The sequence below is a fragment of the Streptomyces sp. NPDC050534 genome, assembly GCF_044457745.1.
GTDB lineage: Bacteria > Actinomycetota > Actinomycetes > Streptomycetales > Streptomycetaceae > Streptomyces.
In genome coordinates, this window is the sequence record NZ_JBITHF010000001.1 from 466854 (window position 1) to 485745 (window position 18892).

Annotated in this window: 17 protein-coding genes; 10 read left to right on the forward strand and 7 right to left on the reverse strand. The window is 72.2% G+C overall.

Going from position 1 to position 18892, the window contains the following annotated elements; translation table 11 throughout:
• Positions 1-197 precede the first annotated feature (197 nt).
• Positions 198-401: a hypothetical protein gene (locus tag ACIBN2_RS02090; RefSeq protein WP_399132164.1), complete on the forward strand. Its 204-nt coding sequence runs from the start codon at positions 198-200 to the stop codon at positions 399-401.
• 78 nt (positions 402-479) lie between these two features.
• On the opposite strand, the gene ACIBN2_RS02095 is transcribed toward ACIBN2_RS02090, so the two are convergent.
• The 5 genes from ACIBN2_RS02095 to ACIBN2_RS02115 all read right to left on the reverse strand — a co-directional run bounded on the left by ACIBN2_RS02095 (position 480) and on the right by ACIBN2_RS02115 (position 6825).
• On the reverse strand, positions 480-857 hold the full coding sequence (locus ACIBN2_RS02095) for a hypothetical protein (RefSeq protein WP_399132165.1): 378 nt from the start codon (positions 855-857) through the stop codon (positions 480-482).
• A gap of 145 nt (positions 858-1002) precedes the next feature.
• Entirely contained in the window at positions 1003-2613 is a 1611-nt protein-coding gene (locus ACIBN2_RS02100) for an MFS transporter (RefSeq protein ID WP_399132166.1), read from the reverse strand.
• Positions 2614-2788: 175 nt separating this feature from the next.
• Positions 2789-4123, reverse strand: a complete 1335-nt coding sequence (locus ACIBN2_RS02105; RefSeq protein WP_399132167.1) for a VWA-like domain-containing protein — start codon at positions 4121-4123, stop codon at positions 2789-2791.
• Positions 4120-5346 carry an AAA family ATPase gene (locus ACIBN2_RS02110; RefSeq protein ID WP_399132168.1) on the reverse strand — a complete coding sequence of 409 codons (1227 nt, stop codon included), beginning with the start codon at positions 5344-5346 and terminating at the stop codon, positions 4120-4122. The genes ACIBN2_RS02105 and ACIBN2_RS02110 overlap by 4 nt, the downstream gene beginning before the upstream one ends.
• A 54-nt stretch (positions 5347-5400) precedes the next feature.
• Entirely contained in the window at positions 5401-6825 is a 1425-nt protein-coding gene (locus ACIBN2_RS02115) for a hypothetical protein (protein ID WP_399132169.1), read from the reverse strand.
• A gap of 297 nt (positions 6826-7122) precedes the next feature.
• Between ACIBN2_RS02115 and ACIBN2_RS02120 the strand changes: the two genes are divergently transcribed.
• From ACIBN2_RS02120 to ACIBN2_RS02135, 4 genes are all read left to right on the forward strand, one after another.
• Positions 7123-8328, forward strand: coding sequence for a cysteine desulfurase-like protein (locus ACIBN2_RS02120; protein WP_399132170.1), 1206 nt, complete (start codon positions 7123-7125; stop codon positions 8326-8328).
• A 49-nt stretch (positions 8329-8377) separates the two neighbouring features.
• On the forward strand, positions 8378-9352 hold the full coding sequence (locus ACIBN2_RS02125; RefSeq protein WP_399132171.1) for a helix-turn-helix domain-containing protein: 975 nt from the start codon (positions 8378-8380) through the stop codon (positions 9350-9352).
• 221 nt (positions 9353-9573) lie between these two features.
• Positions 9574-10476, forward strand: a complete 903-nt coding sequence (locus tag ACIBN2_RS02130) for a TIGR01777 family oxidoreductase (RefSeq protein WP_399132172.1) — start codon at positions 9574-9576, stop codon at positions 10474-10476.
• 169 nt (positions 10477-10645) lie between these two features.
• Positions 10646-11620 carry a trypsin-like serine peptidase gene (locus ACIBN2_RS02135; RefSeq protein ID WP_399132173.1) on the forward strand — a complete coding sequence of 325 codons (975 nt, stop codon included), beginning with the start codon at positions 10646-10648 and terminating at the stop codon, positions 11618-11620.
• Between the two features lie 69 nt (positions 11621-11689).
• Here the strand turns inward: ACIBN2_RS02135 and ACIBN2_RS02140 are convergent, their stop codons facing one another.
• Complete coding sequence (locus ACIBN2_RS02140) at positions 11690-12487, reverse strand: SDR family NAD(P)-dependent oxidoreductase (RefSeq protein WP_399132174.1); 798 nt, start codon at positions 12485-12487, stop codon at positions 11690-11692.
• 87 nt (positions 12488-12574) lie between these two features.
• Between ACIBN2_RS02140 and ACIBN2_RS02145 the strand changes: the two genes are divergently transcribed.
• A complete protein-coding gene (locus ACIBN2_RS02145) occupies positions 12575-13426 on the forward strand; it encodes a helix-turn-helix transcriptional regulator (protein ID WP_399132175.1) in 852 nt (283 codons plus the stop codon).
• A gap of 203 nt (positions 13427-13629) precedes the next feature.
• Positions 13630-14736: an NAD(P)/FAD-dependent oxidoreductase gene (locus ACIBN2_RS02150; RefSeq protein WP_399132864.1), complete on the forward strand. Its 1107-nt coding sequence runs from the start codon at positions 13630-13632 to the stop codon at positions 14734-14736.
• Positions 14737-14783: 47 nt separating this feature from the next.
• Here the strand turns inward: ACIBN2_RS02150 and ACIBN2_RS02155 are convergent, their stop codons facing one another.
• The gene (locus ACIBN2_RS02155; RefSeq protein WP_399132176.1) at positions 14784-15410 is read right to left on the reverse strand and encodes a TetR family transcriptional regulator; all 627 of its coding nucleotides are present in this window, start codon (positions 15408-15410) and stop codon (positions 14784-14786) included.
• A gap of 58 nt (positions 15411-15468) precedes the next feature.
• Between ACIBN2_RS02155 and ACIBN2_RS02160 the strand changes: the two genes are divergently transcribed.
• The 3 genes from ACIBN2_RS02160 (at position 15469) to ACIBN2_RS02170 (ending at position 18858) form a co-directional block, all read left to right on the forward strand.
• Positions 15469-16155 (forward strand): class II aldolase/adducin family protein, encoded by a 687-nt coding sequence (locus ACIBN2_RS02160; protein ID WP_399132177.1) that lies wholly within the window; start codon positions 15469-15471, stop codon positions 16153-16155.
• A complete protein-coding gene (locus ACIBN2_RS02165) occupies positions 16152-17081 on the forward strand; it encodes a carbohydrate kinase family protein (protein ID WP_399132178.1) in 930 nt (309 codons plus the stop codon). The genes ACIBN2_RS02160 and ACIBN2_RS02165 overlap by 4 nt, the downstream gene beginning before the upstream one ends.
• A gap of 217 nt (positions 17082-17298) precedes the next feature.
• The gene (locus tag ACIBN2_RS02170; protein WP_399132179.1) at positions 17299-18858 is read left to right on the forward strand and encodes an MFS transporter; all 1560 of its coding nucleotides are present in this window, start codon (positions 17299-17301) and stop codon (positions 18856-18858) included.
• Positions 18859-18892 lie beyond the last annotated feature (34 nt).

Sequence of the window (18892 nt, forward strand, 5' to 3'; positions counted from 1 at the left end):
CGTGCTGAAGCGGCAGACGGTGACCGGATGGGTTTCCAGGCTGGAGCACCTCCACGAGCTGGAGCACCTCCACGACCACGGCTCCGCGCCGCACGCGACATGGGGTGCACGTGCGCGATGCGTCCCGCAGGGGCAGACAGCGCGGCGTTCGTCCGGCCGCCCCTGCGGGCGCGTCACTGGTGCTGAGAGTGCTGCGGATGCTGAGTGTGCTGAAGCTCCGCCTGATGCTGAGGGTGCTGGGCATAGTGCGGAGCCTGGTCCTGCGGGCGGTGGGCCCCAGAGAAACCTTGCTCGTGGTGGACCGCCGGATGCGGCGCCTGGTCCTGCATGTGTTCGGCCGCCACGCGCGCCTCCGCCACGACGTCACCGCGCTCACGAAGCAGACTCTCGTAGACCGGTAGGTGATCGTTTCCGGCTATTTCGGGTGTCACTGTCTCAGGTCCTCAATCATGTCGCGCGGGCCGATCCGGGAAATACTGTCAGGCACGGCTGAGGCGCGCCGAGAGGCCATGGCCGACTGCCAGATAAATCACAGCCGGCAGACCGAAATTGAGGAGAACGCGAAGGCTTTCTGTGTCCATGGTGAAAATATCCTGTGACCACCAGGCCAGTCCGCCGGCCACCGAGTGCACGAACTCGACAAACACGTTGTCCCGGTTGGCGTCGAGCAGGTACAGGACGATCCACAGGCCCAGGAAGGCGGCCGCGATGTCGGCGATCGTGTGGATGAGCAGGGCGGTTCTGCGGCCCGCCGACTCTCTGCGCTCGTAGCGGCGGGCAGGCTCCTGGTGGGGGACGGGCTCCGGCGGGCGGTCGTAGGTCTGGTGGTACCCGGGCCCGGGGTCGTAATTGCTCACGGGAATTCCAATCTGACGCGTCACTGTGCCTGTATGTCAGCGCGCGTGCCCCGCTGCCGTGTTACACGCTCCCCGGGGAATCCCCGAAATGGTCACTCGTTCTGCAAATTGCTCCAATGCTCGAGCGGTATTCGACGGCTGTTGTTCATGCGGCCGCGGGCTGCTCCCGCGCCTCCTCGTCGATGCCCACGGTGGCATCGCTGTCGCCCTTCCCGCGCAGGGCGACGACGCTCAGGAGGCAGCAGGCCAGTGCGGCGACGCCGCAGACCACGTAGCCGATCGCGTAGCCGTTGCCGAGCGCTTCCAGGGCGATGGGGACCGCGCCGCCGGGCGGGGACGACGGAGGGACCGAGTTGGCGGCGAGGGGGCCGCCCTCCGCGGCCACCTGGCCCGCGGCCGCCTTGGCCGGTGCCGAGAGTGCGGAGGTGGACAGCTTCGACGTGAACTCGTCCGCCGCGCGGCTCAGCGCGATCGCGCCGATGACGGCCGGGCCGAGCGTGAAGCCGAAGTCGCGCAGCAGACTCGTGGAGGCGCTGGCCATACCCGCGTAGTGGACCTCCACCGTGTTCACGGCGGTGGCCGTGATCGAGGAGACCGTGAGTGCGAAGCCGATGCCGACCAGGCCGATCGGGAGGATCAGCGAGGTCAGGGCGCGGTCGTGGACGGACAGGGTTGCGGCGAGGAAGTCACCCGCGGCCATGAGGGCCAGGCCGGCGCCGAGGACCCACCGCGGGCTGACCTTCTCCAGCAGTCGGGAGATCACCGGCATCAGCAGCAGCGCCCAGGCGTTGAGCAGGATGAAGGCGAACGATCCGCGCAGCGGGCTCTGGTGCTGGATGGGGCCCAGGCGGATGCTGGTCGCATACGCGGTGCCGAGGTAGCTGAACATGCCGACCACTGCGACGAACGACGCCACCGCGAACGCCCGGTTCCTGAACAGGTCGAGCCGCAACAGGGGCGCGGCGGCTCGGTGTTCGGCCACGACGAACAGGCCGATGAACACCGCGGCGACCGCGTAGGCGATCACCACCGGTGTCGCGGTCCAGCCGTCCGCCGGGCCCTGGATGACCGCGTACAGGAGGGCGAACATGCCGACACCGACGGTGATCTGGCCGGCCAGGTCGAGTGAACGCCCCTGCGGGGCACTGGAGTTGTGCGCCAGCAGCTGGCTGAGCACGGTGCTGATCAGGGCGAGGCCCGTCACCACGACGAAGGCCCAGCGCCAGGAGCCGTAGTTGCCGGTGATGCCGCCCAGTACGGGGGCGACGAAGCCGCCGCTGGACAGAGCCGCGGCCCAGATCGTGATGGTGCGGGCGCGGTCCTTGGCCGAGTGTGTGCCCGCGGCGATCATCGCGAGCGAGGTCGGGAACAGCGCCGCCGCGCCCAGGCCCGCGATGGCCTGGCCCACCCAGAGGGTGTGGATGCCGGTCGCCGCGGCCGCGAGCGCCTCGCCGACCACGAGCAGTCCACCGCCCCCGACCAGCAGGCGCTTGCGTCCGAAGAGGTCGCCGAGGACGCCGAAGGTCAGCTCCAGGACGGATACCGGCAGCAGGAACGCGTCCGAGATCCAGGTCAGTTGCGAGCCGACGGGGTGCAGGTCCTCCTGGAAGAGCCCGTTCAGCGTGGCCGGCATGGCCAACGCGATCTGCGCGAGGCAGACCGCGAAGCAGCCGGCGACCAGGGTGCCGACGGGTAGGCCCCCTGGCGGCGAGCCGACGGCGGTGGAATCCGGTTGGGTGCGCGCTTCGGTGGACACGTGGGTTCCCCTTTGAGCGGGTTTACGGGGGATGGCGACGCCGGGAATCGCAGCGAATGTAAGGCAGATTTTCTACGGCGGTCAACACCTTGCCCAATATTGGAGCTCCAGGGCTGTTCCACCCGCTGCTCCGAACCGATCGCGAGCAGACCGTGGTTCGACGGGCCCTGGGCACCTACCCGATCTCGACCACCCGTGCCCAGGCGGGCGGCGCGCCGGGTGCGTAGTCCGGGTCGTGCTTGGCCCAGTTCTTCTGTCGGGGGAACAGCCCCACCACCGTCCGGCAGGCCGGCCGCGTGGCCGGCCACGGGGTCTGGCCGTCCGTGAGGACCACGACGACATCGGGGCGGGTGCGCAGCGCCTTCGCGAACCCCGTGCGCAGATCCGTGCCGCCGCCGCCCACCAGCGGTATCCCCTCGGCGCGGCACAACGGGTGTGCGATGCGGGCCGCCGCGTCGCACGGCACCACCGTGACCAGATCCCGACGGCCGCCCACGGCACGGGCGATCGCGGCGACCTCCAGCAGCGCGCTGCCCAGTTCGGTGTCGCTGACCGACCCGGACGTGTCGATGACCACCGACACCCGCGGCGGCCTGCGCCGAAGGCTCGGCAGTACGACACCGGGCAGACCGGCCGCCCGCCGCGACGGCCGGCCGTAGCTGTAGTCCTCGCCCGCGCCGGGAGCCGAGGCCGCCGAACGGACCGCCGCCCCGAGCAACTCCCGCCACGGCTGGGGCGGATGGAACGCCTCCTCCGCCCAGCGACGCCATCCCTGCGGTGCGTCCCCCGGCCGGCCCATGAGCCCCTGCGCCACCCGGAACCGCACCGCGTCCTGTTCCTGCTTGCTCAGGGCGTTCGCACCGTCCGGACCGAGATCCCACCCCCGCCGCCGCCCGTCGGCGCCGCTGCCGCAGTCCAGCCAGGCCATGCTCAGTGTCCGCGTCCCGAGTGTGAACTGGCGCAGGTAGTCCTCCATCAGTTCGCCCTCCGGCAATCCCAACACCATTGGTTCTGCGGCGCCTTCGGGCCGGGCCAGACCGTCGCCGTAGATGTCGTCGTTGATCTCGCAGTCCGCGGCGATGTTCATCCGCAGCCTCTCGCCGGGGCCCGTCAGTCCGCGCTCCCGGGCCACCCGGTCGCTGCGTCCGTGGTGGTCGCGGAGCAGGTGCGCCACCTCGTGCACCCATACGCCCGCGAGCTCCTGCACCGGCATCCGGTCCACGAAAGCGGGCGAGACGTAGCACCGCCAGTGCCGGTCGACGGCCATCGTCGGCACGTGCCGGGACTCGACGGTGTGCAGGGCGAACAACGCGGTCGCCAGGTAGGGGCGGGCCCGGGCGGCGTACAGGCGGGCGGCGAAGAGCTTGTCGCGGTCGAGGCCGGGGTCGGGGTCGAGGTCGGGGTCGGGGTCGGGGTCGGGGTCGGGGTCAAGGGTGCCGGGTGCGGCCGGCGTGCGGGATGCCCCCGGCGCCCCGAGCGTGGCCGATTCCTCCGGTACGTCCGCGCTCATCGGCCGGCCTTCGCGGTGAGTGCGGCCCGCGCCCGGTCCGCCCGCCGGGACACGGACACGACTCCGGCCAGCCGCTCGATCGTCTCCGGTACGTCCCAGTCCTCGCGGCGCAGCGTGGCGAGCGTGGTCGCGGGGACGACCACCAGGTCCGGGGCTCCGGTCTCCAGCGCGCGGACCAGAAGCGCCCACGCCGCGTCCCAGCGGGACCTCTCCGGGCGGTTGCGGACGGCGGCCACCACACCGTCGAGCACGGCCTGTCGCAGGTCGCCGCGGTCGGGCAACTCGGCACTCGCCGGGTCGGCGAGCAGTGTCTCGGGATCCGGGAGGTCCAACCGGTCGATGCTGGTCAGCAGTTCGAGGCCCGGACCGTCGCCCACGGTGCCCCGCACGAGCAGGGCGAGCACCTCCCGGGAAGAGCCGGCCGCGGTCGCGAAGGCGATCAGGCGCAGCGTCATCTCCCAGCTGCGGGGAGACGGCCAAGGTCCGCCCCGGCGGGTCTCGTTGGCGGGCAGCTGGTGCACGAGCCTGGGGCGCGCGGTCAGCAGCCCGCACACCGCGCGGCGGGCGAAGTCCACCGCCTCCGGCAGCTCGGCGGGGGAGAGTTGGGGCAGTGCGGCCCGGGGCCAGGTGCCGCCGAGGCCGCGGACGACGACCTCATGGTCGTGGGTCCACTGCAGATGAACGAACCGGTTGGCCAGCGGCGGGCTCAACTCCCAGCCGTCGGCCGCCGAGGACCGCGGATTGGCGGCGGCCACGATGCGCACTCCGGGTGGCAGCCGCAGGGCCCCGATCCGCCGCTCCAGCACAAGGCGCAGCAGAGCGGCCTGCACCGCGGGCGGCGCCGTGGACAGCTCGTCGAGGAACAGCAGGCCCCGGCCGGTCCGCACCAGGCGTACCGCCCAGTCCGGCGGGGCCATCGGCACACCCTGTTCCGCCGGATCGTCTCCGACCACGGGCAGCCCCGAGAAGTCGGACGGTTCGTGCACGCTGGCGATCACCGTGGTCAGCGGCAGATCCAGGGACTCCGCGAGCTGCGTGAGGGCCGCGGTCTTGCCGATCCCGGGCTCCCCCCACAGCAGCACGGGCAGATCGGCGGCCACGGCCAGCGTCAGGGCTTCGAGCTGGGCGTCGGGGCGGGGTTCGGTGGCGGTGTCGCCCAGCAGCGTCAACAGCTGTGCGGCGACATCGAGTTGGGTGGCAGAAACATGGGTGTGCGCAGGCATGGGTGATCACCTTGGGTACGTAGGAGAAGGGCGGTGGTCGAGGGCAGAGCCGGGTCAGCGCAGGGATGCGTGGCGCGGATGTGCCAGGTGGTCCTGGCTACGGCGGAGATCACCGGGACGCAGGTAGGCGGGTCCGTGCGAGGCGCCGATCAGACCCGCCCGGAACAGGCCGTAGGTGATCCGCCGTTGTGCGGCCGCCTCCAGCTCGTCGCGCAGCGGGCCGTCGCGCAGGTGCGCGCCGGGGCCGAGCAGACCCTCGACGACGGCCAGTGCCCCGGCGATGTCACCGTGGTCCAGGCGTTCGCGCACCCCCGTGAGGCAGTCCGGCCGGCGGTGGGCCTCGTCGATCGCCTGCAGACAGGGCAGCGAGGTGCCGGTCAGGGCGACCAGCAGCTCCTCCCGCCGGACCTCGTCCGGATCGTGGTCCAGCGCCGCCAGCACCCCGTCCAGCAGGCCGATCCGGTGCCGAGCGCCACGGCACTCCACCATCCTTGGCTGGTTCGCCCGTTGGGTGCAACGTGGGACGTCTGAGTGCGGCACATGGCCGGGTACGAGCGCCGCGGCGACCAGCGGATGCAGCCGCTCGGCCGTGATCGAACCGGTGCGCAGCAACTCCAGGTCGGGCGGAATCCAGGTCGCCGCATCGGGAAGGACGGGCAGTGTGGAGGCGTGCCCGTGCGGGGACTTGGCGCGGTCCGCGAGCCGTACGACGGGTGCCTGGCCCGCGCCCGACAGATCCAGAAGCAGCCGATGCCGGCCCCCGAGCCGCACGAGGACGGAACCGGTGGACCCGTGCCGCCGCCGTTCCGCGCGGAGCACAATCCCCGCCTCGGCGGCCCACCGGTCGAGCGCGCAGCCGTGCCAGTGCGGCGGCAAGCGCTCGGGCAACTCCTCATCCAGTACAGGTCTGTTGGCGTCGGACGGCCGGTCGGCCCCGGAGCGGATGCGGAATTCGCCGGCCCTGCTCGCGTCCCACAGATGCCGGTGCAGGTCGAGCCGGAACCGCCGGCTGGGCCGCGGATGCGGGTGACGGCGGGCGCAGTCCTCGGAGCCGGTTTCGTCCCACAGCGCGAGGCTGATCCGCTGCCCGGCGTCCGCCCAGGCCGGCGGCGTACGGACGACGAGGTGCACCGGCCCCGGACCGTCGTGCCCCTGGGCGTAGTACCGGGCCAGAGTGATGGTCAGCCCCGGGCGCAGCAGTCCGTCGGGAGCGATCCTCGGCATGTGCCAGCGCAACAGGTCGGGCGCCAACTGCCGTAGATCCGAACGGACTTGATCGACCATGGCGCGGCCGTGACCGCGTGCCACGGAACGCAGATTCAGGTCGACGTCGATGCCTGCGGCAGCGCACGCCCCGGCCCAGTCGCCGACGCGGCGGCGGGCGGTCGCGGTGTCGATCATGGAGGGCGGCACGGCGAACTCGCGCACGCGCAGCCAGAAGGAGAGGCGGGAATCGCCGTTCGCGGTGTCGGTGAGCATCAGCACTCACCTTGCGCGGACGGGACCCCCAATCTGACAGCAGAGTGGGTAGTCATCGCGGGGATCGTAACCTTCCCCGTTTCCGGCCCGCCAGGGATTTTCGATCCGGCCGGATTCCGCAGGCGGATTCCCCGGGCCGGATTCCGCAGACCGGATTCCCCAGGCCCGATTCGTCGCCCGCCCGGGCGGCTCCCGCAGGGACTGACCGAGGTCACCCGCCCGGCACGCGTGGTTGCCAGGTCCGCCGCTGATCACGCACGATCGTTGCTCCGGCCCGGCACTCACAGGAGCTCTCTCGTGACGTACGACATCACCGCCATCCGCTCCCAGTTCCCCGCCCTGGCCGCCGGAACGGCGCACTTCGACGGCCCGGGCGGTACCCAGACCCCGCAACCCGTCATCCGCGCCATCGCCGACGCCATGTCCCAGCCCCTGTCGAACCGGGGACGGATCGCGCCGGGGGAGCGCAACGCCGACGCCATCGTCACCGGCGCCCGCCGGGCCATGGCCGACCTGCTGGGCGCGGACCCGTCCGGGATCGTGTTCGGCCGCAGCGCGACCCAGCTCACCTACGACTTCTCCCGCACCCTCGCCAAGACGTGGGGGCCCGGCGACGAGGTGGTCGTCACGCGCCTGGACCACGACGCCAACATCCGCCCCTGGGTGCAGGCCGCCGAACAGGTCGGCGCGACCGTACGCTGGGCCGACTTCGATCCCGCGACCGGGGAGCTGACCGCCGACGACATCCGCGCCGTGCTGTCCGAGCGCACCCGGCTGGTCGCCGTCACCGCCGCCTCCAACCTGATCGGCACGCGTCCCGCGGTCGCCGAGATCGCCCGCCTGGCGCACGAGGCGGGAACGCTCTGCTACGTCGACGGCGTCCACCACGCCGCCCACACGCTGGTCGACCTCGAACGCCTCGGCGCGGACTTCTTCGTCTGCTCCGCCTACAAGTTCCTCGGCCCCCATCACGGAGTCCTCGCCGCCCGGCCGGAGTTGCTGGAGACCCTGCGGCCGGACAAGCTCCTGCCGTCCACCGACGCGGTCCCCGAGCGTTTCGAACTGGGCACCCTGCCCTACGAGTTCCTCGCGGGCACCACCGCAGCGGTCGACTTCCTCGCCGGCCTCGACCCGAGCGCCACGGGAACCCGGCGAGAGCGCCTGACCGCGGCGTTCACGGCGCTCGAAGGTCACGAGGACGGCCTGCGCACCCAGATCGACAAGGGCCTGGCCGCGCTCGACGGCCTCACGATCCACTCCCGGGCGGCCGACCGTACGCCCACCCTGCTGCTGACCTTCGAAGGCCGCTCCACGACGGAGGCGTACGCCTTCCTCGCGGAACGCGGCGTGCACGCCCCAGCGGGTTCCTTCTACGCCCTGGAGGCGTCCCGCCACCTCGGTCTCGGCGACACCGGCGGCCTGCGCGTCGGTCTCGCCCCCTACAACGACGCGGAGGACGTCGACCGGCTCCTGGCCGGGCTGTCGGAATTCCTCACACGCTGAGCGTGAGCGGCCACAACGCCCCATTCAGCCCGTATGGTTGACTACGGCCGTGCTGGACGAATCGCTCCTGCGGACCGTGGACCTACCGGTGGGCGACCGGTTCGAGGCATGGACCGAGCGCATGGGCCGCACCCACGCGCCCATGCAACTGGCCAGCGACTGCGCGGCGGACTACCACGGCGAACAGCGCATCGTCGGTCTCGGGGACGTGACCGTGTGGCCGGCGACCTTCGACCACCTGGTCTTCCGGCGCACCCCCAAGCTCGTCCGGCAGTCCGACCCCGAGGTCTACCACCTCTCCCTGCTGCGGCGGGGAGAAGGGGCGGCCAGCTGGGGCAGACAGCAAGTCGCCTACCGCATCGACGACTTCCACACCAACACCTCCTCACGCTCGTACGACATCTCCACCGGCCCCGACCCGGTCACCCTCATCGGGGTCGAGATACCGAGGGCGCTGGTGGCGCTGCCCGCGCAGCGGGCGGACCGGGTGATCGGGAGCCGGGTGTCGAGCCGCGAGGGTGTCGGCGCGCTGCTGGCGCAGTTCCTGATCCAGCTGGTCTCGGACACCGCGCCCTACCAGCCGTCGGACGGGCCCCGGCTGGGCACCGTCGTCGCCGATCTGGTGACCGCGGTCTTCGCCCACGCCCTGGACGCCGAACGGCAGTTGCCGCCCGAGACCCGCGCCCGGACGCTGACCCTGCACATCAAGGCGTTCATCCGCAGGCACCTCGGTGACCCGGAGCTGACCCCGGACCGGATCGCCGCCGCGCACCACATCTCCCGCAGCTACCTGTACCGCCTCTTCCAGGCCGAGGGCACCACCGTCGGCGGCCACATCCGCGAGCAGCGGCTGAAGAACGCGTGCCGCGATCTCGCCGACCCGGCCCTGCGCACGATGCCGATCCATGCCGTAGGCGCCCGGTGGGGTTTCCCGCGGCCGGCGGAGTTCACGCGCGCCTTCCGCAGCGCGTATGGCGTCCCGCCGAGCGAGTACCGCGCTGCGAGTGGACTCCAGGCCAAGTAGCTGTGGACGGTCGGCCAACGACACAAAGGCGACCCGCTGTGCATCCTTGTGATCTCCACGGGGGGAAGTAGGAGCGGACCGTGCGGGGCCAGGACTGCAGGGGAGTCCTGGCCCCGTCGTCACGCCAGGACGGCTTGGTGTTTGAATAGTCAAACATGCCGAGGTGTCATGCGCGGCCAGCACGGTGACCGCTTCCTACGTTCGGATCGAGGCCGGTTCCCATGCATGTCGTCATCAGTGGTTCCTCAGGGTTGATCGGCGGCGCGCTCGCCGCCTCGCTGCTCGCCGACGGTCACCGGGTGACCCGGCTGGTGCGGCGCGAGCCGCGGGCGCGGGCCGACGGAAGCGCCGAGGCGCGGTGGGACCCGCGCGCGGGCGCCGCGGATCCGGCGGTGCTCGACGGGGCGGACGCGGTGGTCGGGCTGGCCGGGGCCGGCGTCGGCGACCGCCGCTGGAGCACCGCGTACAAGAGGGAGATCCGGGAGAGCCGGGTGCGCGGCACCGGCGCCCTCGCGGCGGCGATCGGCGCCTGTGAGAAGGCGCCGGCGGTGTTCGTGTCGGGGTCCGCCGTCGGGTATTACGGCGAGACCGGGACGGACGCGGTCGACGAGTCGGCCGGGGAAGGTGATGACTTCCTGGCCGGCGTGTGCCGGGACTGGGAAGCCGCGGCCGAGGGCGCGCGGGCGGCCGGGACACGCGTCGTCACCCCCCGCTTCGGCATCGTCGTCTCGGCCGAGGGCGGAGCCATGGGCCGCCTGCTGCCGCTCGCCCGCGCCGGGCTCGGAGGACGCCTCGGCAGCGGACGGCAGTACTGGAGCTACATCTCGCTCCCCGACACGGTTCGCGCCCTGCGCCACGTCATCGACACCGACCCGGTCAGCGGCCCGGTCAACCTGACCACCCCGCACCCGGCGACCAACCGGGACATCACCGCCACCGTCGGCAGGACCCTGCACCGTCCCACGCTGCTGGCCGTCCCCGACTTCGCCCTCCGGCTGGCGCTCGGCGAGTTCGCCGACGGCATCCTGATGAGCCAACGCGTGGTGCCCACACGCCTGCTGGAGTCCGGCTTCACCTTCGAGCAGCCGACGTTCGAGGCCGCGCTGGAAGCGGCGCTCGGCTGACACCGGCCGGGCCGGCCCGCTGAGCGATGCCGCCCGGCAGGCTTGTTCCGCAGCGCGGGTCCAACGCAGCGGAAGTTTCGGCCAGTTTGGTGATCTTCCTGCGCGCCCCCCGCCGGCCGTCGACGATGGGCATGCCAATGTGTCCTTGGAGGGTGGAGGGGAATTGACAGTGCGCAGGATCAGAGTCCTCCGGTACGCCGCCGCGATTGCGGGCGCCCTGATGCTGGGTACCGGGCTCGCACCGGCCGCCCACGCCAGAACACCGGCGGCCCTCGCCAAAGCACCGGCCGCCGGCCATTCGACAGCAACCGAGCTCGCGACGTACTGGACCGCGACCCGGTTGACGGCCGCGCTGCCCGACGACGCGGACCAGGGTGGCGAGGCGCGGCCCGCGGCGGACGGGCCCCGGCCCGGCGAGCACATCCCGCCCAGCCGGAGCTTCGACGGCATCCCGCAGGCCGGCACGTTCTTCTGGACCGACGCCGGCGGCACGGGGCGCACGTGCAGCGGTTCCGTGGTGCGCAGCCCCGGCCGCGACCTCGTGCTCAGCGCGGGGCACTGCCTCAAGGGGTACTCCGGCACCTCCCCCAAGCGCCACCTGGGGTTCGTTCCGCAGTACCACGACGGACTGAAGCCGTTCGGCATCTTCCCGGTGAAGGACGACGGCGTCTACGTCGCGCAGGAGTACTACGACCTTGGTGAGCACGCCGGAGCGGCGTACGACGTCGGCTTCGCGGTCACCGAGCCCAACGCGGACGGCAAGCGGCTCGAGGACGTGGCGGGCGGGGTCCAACTCCTCACTGACACCGGCTACTTCCACGCCCCGGTCCGGATGATCGGGTATCCGGCCGGCGCACCGAAGCCCCTGGAGTGCTGGAGCTGGACCACCAAGTGGTCGAGCGACGACCCGGCCGACCCGGGCACCTTCCTGCGCATCGCCTGCGACGCTTTCGTGGGCGGGACGAGCGGCGGGCCCATGCTGGTGCCGTGGCCGGGCGGCTGGGCGGTGATCGGGGTCATCGGTGGCTACCACACCGGTGGCAACACCCCCCAGGTCTCCTACAGCGCCTACTTCAGCAGCGCCACCCGAGCCCTCTACCGCGCTGCGGTCACCGGCGCGCCGCCCGCGGGCCCGGCCACCTGACTCCGCCAGCAGACGGTCATCGTTCATTACGGGCAGTCAGTACGGGCAGTCAGTACGGGCAGTACGGGCTCAGGCCCGGATCCCCCCGTCCACACTGAGCACCGTGCCGTTGACGAAGGAGGCGCGGTCGGAGAGGAGCCAGGCGGCGGCCTCCGCGATCTCCGACGGGTCGGCGGCGCGCCCCAGCGGAGTCTGCGCGGTGAGCTGGGCGACGATGCCGGGGGAGTCCGCCTCCCACGCGTCGATCATCTCGGTGAGCGTGGTGCCGGGGGCGATGGCGTTGACGCGGATGCCCTCGGGCCCGTACGTCGCCGCGGCCGACGCGGTGAGGCTGTTGACCGCCCGCTTCGCCGCGCCGTAGACGGGCAGCCAGGGGTTGGCCATCAGGCTGCCGACGCTGGACGTGTTCACGATCGCCCCGCGGCCGGCGGTGGCCCGGATGGCGGCGACCTCCGCGCGCATCGCCAGCCACGGGCCCTTCAGGTTGACGGCGAGGACATGGTCGAAGTCGGCTTCCGGCAACTGGTCCATCGGACCCGGCTGCTGGATCGTGGCTCCGTTGTTGAAGGCGACGTCGAGGCGGCCGTAGAGCTCCACGGCCCGGTCGACGGCCGCGCGCACGCTCGCCGGGTCGGCCAGGTCGCAGCGCACATGGTCCGCCGTGCCGCCGGCCGCCCGGATCTCCTCCGCCACCGCCTTGAGCTGGGACTCCGTACGCGCCGCGAGCAGCACCCGGGCACCTTCCCGGGCGAACAGCCGCGCCGCGGCGGCGCCGATGCCGCGACCGGCACCGGTGATGAAGGCGACCTTGCCGGCGAGGAGGCCGGCGGCCGTGGTGGACGGGGTCTGTGCAGGGGTCGTAGTCATGACGTCGAGCCTGTGCCCGGCCGCCCGGCCCATCCAGGCACCGGCAGTACCTGGCTCGGGTCCGCGCCGTCCGCGCACACTGGAGGCGTGGACCGACGTGAACTGGCCGACTTCCTGCGCAGCCGGCGCGAGCGCATCACTCCCGCCGACGTGGGCCTGCCCGCCGGGCCGCGCCGCCGCACCCCGGGCCTGCGCCGCGAGGAGGTGGCGCAGCTGGCGTACATCTCGACCGAGTACTACACCCGCCTGGAACAGGCGCGCGGGCCGCACCCCTCGCGCGAGGTGCTGGGTCAGCTCGCCCGCGCCCTGCGCCTGTCGGACACCGAACGCGACCACCTCCACCACCTCGCCGGCGTCCCGCCAGGGCCTCGGCCCGGCCCTTCGCGGGAGGTGCGGCAGAGCGTCGTCGACCTGCTGCACCGGCTGCCGGACGCGGCGGCGATCGTCATCTCCGCGACATACGAGGTCATCGCCTGGAACGCCCTCGCGGCCGCGCTCATGGAGGACTTCTCAGCGCTCTCGCGCCGCGACCGCAATCTCGTACGGCGCGCCTTCCTCGGCCCGCACCAGCCCGGCCGGCGGCTCTACGGCGTCTCGGACGCGGAGGAGTTCGTACGGTCCTCGGCGCAGCACCTGCGCGCCGTCGCGGCCCGCTACCCCGACGACCCCGAAGTGACCGGACTGGTCGGCGAACTGCTCGCGGGCAGCGAGGAGTTCACCCGGCTGTGGTCCGCCCACGAGGTCGCCGCCACACCCACCCTGTGCAAGACCTTCGAGCATCCCCTCGTCGGCCCGGTCACCGTCACCTGCGACGTCCTCGACATCACCGACCGCGATCAGCGCGTGGTCATCTACACCGCCGCGCCCGGCTCGCCGTCGGAGGAGGCGCTGCGGCTGCTGTCGGTGGTCGGCACGCAGCGGATGGACGTGCCCGGCTGACACGGCGGAGAGCAGGGCGGCGGAAAGTGAGATCTCGGACGTAGGGTCACTGAGCCACTCATTCACTGCGCAGGGCGCGCCCCCGAGCCGACGGACCTTCGGCCCCGGCGCCGGCCTTCGGAAGGGACGGCCACTTGTCCTCCTCATCCATCTCCCGCTCCGTTCCGCCGACCGCAGAAGTCGTGATCATCGGCGGTGGCGTGATGGGCGCCAGTGCCGCGTTCCACCTCGCCGAGGCGGGGGTGAGCGACATCGTCGTGGTCGAGCGCGGCGAACTCGCGTGCGGCAGCTCGGGCAAACCGATCGGCGGCGTCCGCGCCCAGTTCTCCGACCCGCTCAACATCGAGCTGGGCAGCCGCAGTCTGCGCGCCTACGAGGACTTCCCGCGCCGCCCCGGCGCCGACATCCGCCTCGACACGGTCGGCTACCTCTTCCTGCTCACCGGTGAACAGCACGTCGCGGAGTTCGAGGCCGGCGTCAGGACCCAGAACGCGCTGGGTGTCCCCGCCCGCATGATCTCCCCGGACGAGGCCCGCCGCCTGTGTCCCTACGTCAGCACCGACGGACTCGTGGCCGCCGCCCACTCGCCCGCCGACGGGCACGCCCGCCCCCGGCTGGTCGTCCAGGGCTACGCCGACGCCGCCACCCGCGCCGGGGTCACCTTCGCCACGCACACGACCGTCACCGGCATCGACACCGCCGGCGACCGCGTCACCGCCGTCCACACCGACCGCGGCCGCGTCGCCTGCGCGACCGTCATCTGCACGGCCGGCGCCTGGTCGGCGCAGATCGGCGACATGGCCGGCCTGCACCTCCCGGTCCGGCCGGTGCGGCGCCAACTCGCCTTCACCGAACCGCTCGTGCCCCCGGCGCCCCGCATCCCCTTCACCATCGACTTCGCCTCGACGGCCTACTTCCACAACAGCGACGACGGCCTGCTGTTCGGCCTCGCCGACCCCCGCCAGCCCGACGGCTTCGACACCACCTGGACCCCGGAATGGCTGGAGCTGTTCCGCGACGCCGTGCGCCGGCGGGCCCCGCAGCTGGCCGAGATGAGGACCGTCGGCGGCTGGGCCGGCCTCTACGAGGTCACCCCCGACCACAACGCCCTCATCGGACGCTCCGGCGAACTCGTCAACTTCCTCTACGCCACCGGGTTCTCCGGCCACGGCTTCCTCCAGGGCCCCGCCGTCGGCGAGATCCTGCGCGATCTGCACCTGGAGCGCGAGCCCTTCGCCGACATCTCCCCGCTCAGCGCCGACCGCTTCCGCTCCGGCGCGGCGACCCGGCCCGAGGCCCACGTGGTGTGAGTCCGGTTTCCTTCAGCGCCAAGCCGGTTGGGGGAGTCGGGACGACCTCACCCGCGCCCCGCGATCGCCGCGAGATACCCCCGCAGCATGACCTTCGCCTCGTCCAGGAGACCCGCGTCGCCCGCCGCGTCGCGCCGGAACGCCTCCTGGGCGAGGGCGTCCGCGGCCAGGATCGCGGCCAGGCAGGACCGGGCGAGCCGTTCGTCGTCGCGGGCGAGGCCGAGGGCGAGGAGAATACGGCGGATGCCGTCGGCCATGCGGCGCTTGTGCGCGCGGTCCGCGGCCCGGGTCCGCTCGGTCAGGCCGCTGCCGAACCACAGGGCGCGGAAGCCGTGTTCGGTGCGGTAGATCGCGGCGAACTCGTCGACGAGCACGCCGACCGGGTCCTCCCAGCGCCCGGCGGACGCCGCCCGCACGAACGCGTCCATGGCGGCCTCGAGCCTGGCGAAGTAGCCGGCCGCGAGGGCGTCGATGATCGCCTCACGGTCGGGCAGATACTGGTACAACGAGCCGACCGAGACCTTCGCCTCCGCGGCGACGCGGGTCGTGGTGAGCGCCTCGACGCCCTCCGCGATCAGGACCCGCTCGGCGGCCTTGAGGACCCGGGCCAACCGGGCCTTGCTGCGCGCCTGTTGGGGGGTGCGGCGCAGGGGTGCGGCGGTCGGCTCGCTCACGAAACGACCTCCGAATCCGAACGTGACTTTGTTTCACCTTTGGGTTAGGTTCCCGCACATGACCGACTCAAGCGCGGTGCTGGGCAAGGAGCGGGCCGCAGTGGCCGATGCCTGCCGCCGGCTGGGAGCCGAGGGCCTGCTCATCGGCACCGCAGGGAACGTCAGCGTGCGCGTGGGGGAGCGGGTCGCGATCACCGCGACCGGAGCGGTGCTGGCCCGGCTCACCCCGGACCAGGTGACGGTGGTCGACCTGGACGGCGAGATCGTCGACGGAAGCCTCGAGCCCACCTCCGAACTGGACCTGCACCTCGGCGTCTACCGGCGCTACGGCACCTGCGCGGTCGTCCACACCCACGCGCCGATGGCCACGGCGCTCTCCTGCGTCCTCGACGAACTGCCGTGCATCCACTATCAGTTGCTCGCGCTGGGCGGTAGCGTCCGGGTCGCACCGTACGCGACCTTCGGCACCCACGAGCTGGCCGGGTCGGTGCTCGCCGCGCTCGAGGGACGCGGCGGCGCCCTGATGGCCAACCACGGCGCGGTCACCCACGCCCCGACCCTGGACAAGGCCGTCGAGCACGCCCTGCTCCTGGAGTGGGCCTGCGGCGTCTACCGGCACGCCGCCGCCCTCGGCACGCCCCGGGTCCTCGACGAGGCCGAGCAACTCGCGGTCGTCGAGGCCGCGATCGCCCGCGACTACGGCACCACCCACCCCGTACCACCCGCGCAGGAGGGAACCCGATGAAGGTCGTCACGATGGGCGTGCACGTACTGGACGTGCTGGTACGGCCGGTGGAGGAGATACCCGAAGGCCAGGGCGCCACCCTCGTGGAGGACATCCGGATGACCGCCGCGGGAACGGCCGCCGGCACCGCGCTCACCCTCGCCAAACTCGGCGCCGCGGTGCGCACCACGGGAGCGATCGGCACCGATCCGACCGGCGACCTGCTCATCCAGCTCCTCGACCGGGCGGGCATCGACACCGAGTTGCTCGTCCGCCGCATCGACACCTCCACCTCCGCGACCGTCCTGCCCATCCGCCCCAACGGCGACCGGCCCACCCTCCACCTGCTGGGCGCCAACGTCACCTACGGCCTCGACGACGTGCCCTGGGACGCCGTCGCCGAGTCCACCCACCTCCACCTCGGCGGACCCGAACTGATCGGCGCCGACGTCGCCGCGCGCATCCTGGCGCACGCCAAGGAGCACGACGTGGTCACCTCCGTCGACCTCCTCGCCCCCGGCGAACTCGGCACCTACGACCAGATCGAGCCGCTGCTGCCGTACGTCGACTTCCTGCTGCCCAACGACGATCAGGTCCTCGGCTTCAGCGAGGAGGAGGACCTCGTCACCGGCGCGAAGAAGTTCCTGGCCGCGGGGGCCGGCCTCGTCGCCGTCACCCGCGGCGGCGACGGCGCGCTCCTGGTCACGGCGGACGGCACCGAGACCGTCCCGGCCTTCGACGTGGAGGTCATCGACACCACCGGCTGCGGTGACGCCTTCTCGGCGGGCTTCCTGCGCGGTATCAGCCTCGGCCGCACCCCACGCGAGGCCGCCGTCCTGGGCAGCGCCGCGGCGGCGCTGGTGGCGCAGGGGCTCGGCAGCGACCATGGGGACTTCGACCTGCCCGAGGCCGACGAGTTCGCGATGACCCACAAGACCCGTACCTGAGCGCGGCCCACAGGACCCGTACCTGACCGCGCCCCCAGGACCCGTACCTGACCGCGCCCCCCAGGACCCGCACCTGACCGCGGCCCACAGGTCCCGCTCGTGACCGCGAGCCCCTTGCGCCGCCGTGAGCGCGGATTCCGCGGTCGAGTGGTGACGGTCACGGGGGGAGCGTACGGTCGGACAGTGGACGGAACCGTTCACTGAGAGCGCACGCACTATGAGCAGCAGCCCGCAGCCCAGCCCCGCAGCACAGGCCACCGCCCGGGAACCGGGCGGCGGCGGAAACGGCATGGCGCTGCTGGTCATCGCCTCGTGTCAGCTGATGGTGGTCCTGGACATCACCATCGTGAACATCGCGCTGCCGCACATCCAGACCGCGCTGAACTTCTCCACCACGAGCCTGTCCTGGGTGGTCAACGCCTACACCCTCACCTTCGGCGGCCTGCTGCTCCTCGGCGGCCGCACCGGCGACATCCTGGGCCGGCGGCGGATGTTCATCTTCGGCGTGCTGCTCTTCGCCCTGGCCTCCCTGCTGGGCGGCTTCGCGCAGAGCTCCGGCCAACTCCTCGCCGCACGCGCCCTGCAGGGCGTGGGCGGTGCCATCGCCTCCCCGACCTCGCTCGCCCTGATCAGCACGACCTTCCGCGAAGGCCCGGAACGCAACCGGGCGTTCGGCGTGTTCGCCGCGGTCTCCTCCGGAGGCGGCGCCATCGGACTGCTCGCGGGCGGAATGATCGTGGAGTGGCTGAACTGGCGCTGGGTGCTGTTCGTCAACGTGCCCATCGGCATCCTCATCGCCCTCGCCGCACCCCGCTTCATCAAGGAGTCCGAACGGCACGCGGGCCACTTCGACATCGCCGGCGCACTGACCTCCACCGTGGGCATGGTCCTGCTGGTGTACGGCTTCATCAGAGCCGCCCAGGAGGGCTGGCGGGACGCCCTCACGGTCGCCTCGTTCGCCGCGGCCGTCGTCGTACTGGCCGCGTTCATCCTGATCGAGCGCCGCTCCCGGCAGCCCATCACGCCGCTGCACATGTTCGCCGACCGCAACCGCGCGGGCACGTACGGGATCATGCTGAGCCTCGCCGCCGCGATCTTCGGCATGTTCTTCTTCCTCACGCTCTTCGTGCAGGACGTACTCGGCTTCAGCCCGCTGGAGGCGGGGCTGGCCTTCCTGCCGGTCAGCGCGGTGATCGCCGTCGGCGCGGCGCTCGCCTCGAAGTTCCTGCCCCGGTTCGGGCCCAAGCCCTTCATGGTGGTGGGCGCCGTCCTCGCGGCGGCGGGCCTGGCCTGGCTCACCCTGACCGACGTCGACTCCACCTACGCGGGCAGCATCCTCGGACCGATCCTCGTCTTCGCCCTGGGCATGGGCATGCAGTTCGTGTCCCTCACGATCATGGCGCTCTCCAACGTCAGCGATGAGGAGACCGGCGCGGCCTCCGGGCTCCTCAACGCCACGCAGCAGGTGGGCGGTTCGCTGGGCCTGTCCATCCTGGTCACGATGTTCGGCACGGCGAGCACGAACGAGGCGCACAAGCAGATCCCCCGCTTCCTGGCCCAGGCGACCCCGGTCGAACGCCTCCGCTTCCGCCGTACCGGCCAGCTCCCGTCCCCCTACTCCGACCACGTCCTCACCGCCGGCGTCTCGGCCGCGTTCGTCATGGCCGCGATCTTCGCCGTGGTCGCCGCGCTGATCGCGGTGGTGGTGATTCAGGTACGCCCGTCGGACCTGGAGCGGCTGCAGGGCGGAGTGGGGCCGGGGACCGGGCAGGGCTGAACCCCCGGATGCCGGAGCCCCCGTGTGAGCGGTT